This is a genomic window from Bythopirellula superficialaquae, assembly GCF_059632245.1.
Genome location: NZ_CP197430.1, coordinates 1 through 1294, shown reverse-complemented (window position 1 = coordinate 1294; position 1294 = coordinate 1). Strand labels below are relative to the sequence as shown.

Annotated in this window: 1 protein-coding gene; it reads left to right on the top strand. The window is 59.8% G+C overall.

The annotated features are described in order from the left end of the window. Window positions 1-81: 81 nt before the first annotated feature. Window positions 82-1265 (top strand): IS3 family transposase gene (locus tag SH678x_RS23350; protein WP_496923155.1). Its coding sequence is split into 2 segments (ribosomal slippage): window positions 82-349 and window positions 349-1265, totalling 1185 coding nucleotides; the frame shifts between segments, so codons are not numbered across the junction. The last annotated feature ends 29 nt before the right edge of the window (window positions 1266-1294 follow it).

Here is a 1294-nt window from a genome sequence, read left to right as displayed (position 1 = left end):
GCCAACTGACCTGCCCCCTTCACCCGAGACCACAGCTGAAGCGAGAATTTGGTGGTGGTCGCAAGCGAAGGAGGATCATCGATGGCACGAGGAAACAAGTTCACAGCGGAGCAGATCATCACGAAGCTGCGTGAGGCAGAGGTCCTGTTGGCTCAGGGTCAGAAGGTCCCTGAAGTTTGCCGGCGGTTAGGAATTTCCGATAAGACCTATTACCGTTGGAAGAAGGAGTACGGTGGTCTGCGGATGGACCAGGCGAAGCGTCTGAAGGATTTGGAGAAAGAGAACGCTCGTCTGAAGCGTCTGTTGGCGGACGCGGAGCTAGATAAAGCGATTCTGCGGGAGGCCGCCTCGGGAAACTTCTGAGCCCGGCGAAGCGGCGACGCGCGGTGGCGTATGTGCGTGATGCACTGGGCCGCCAGTGCGTGACCGAGCGTCGGGCATGTCGCGTGTTGGGGCAGGCTCGAAGTACGCAACGGCGGAAGAAGCATATTCCCTGTGACGAGCCGCGTCTTGTGAAGCGGATCGTGGAGTTGGCCACCGAGTATGGGCGATACGGCTATCGCCGGGTGACGGCCTTATTGCGTGAGGAAGGATGGCGAGTGAACCACAAGCGGGTCGAGCGGCTGTGGCGTCAAGAAGGTCTGAAAGTCCCTCAGAAACAGCCCAAGCGGAAGCGTCTGTGGCTGGCTGATGGATCGTGCATCAGGCTGCGGCCGGCCTACCAGAATCACGTCTGGAGCTACGACTTCGTGGCGGATCGGACGAGCGATGGCCGAGCCATGCGGATGCTGACCCTGATCGACGAGCACACCCGTGAGTGCCTGGCGATCGACGTGGCGAGAAGCCTCAAGAGCGAAGACGTGCTGGAGCGACTGAGCGACCTGTTTGTGCGTCGTGGGGTGCCGGCCTACCTCCGCAGTGACAACGGTTCGGAGTTCACCGCGACGAAGGTTCGAGAGTGGCTCTCTCGCGTCGGCGTGAAGACGCTGTTTATCGAGCCAGGCAGTCCTTGGGAAAATGGTTACATCGAAAGCTTCAACGGCAAGCTGCGTGACGAACTGTTGAACCGCGAAGTCTTCGACACACTGTTGGAAGCGAAGGTACTGATCGAGCGCTGGCGACACGTGTACAACACCAGGCGGCCACACAGCTCGCTCGGCTACCGCCCACCCGCACCCGAGGCGATCGAGCCTGCTTCATTCGCTTTGGCTACGCCTCAGCGAACGAAGCAGGCTGGCGTTGGAACAGGTCCAACACTAACTTAAGAATTGGTTCCATTCTTGGGGGCAGGTCA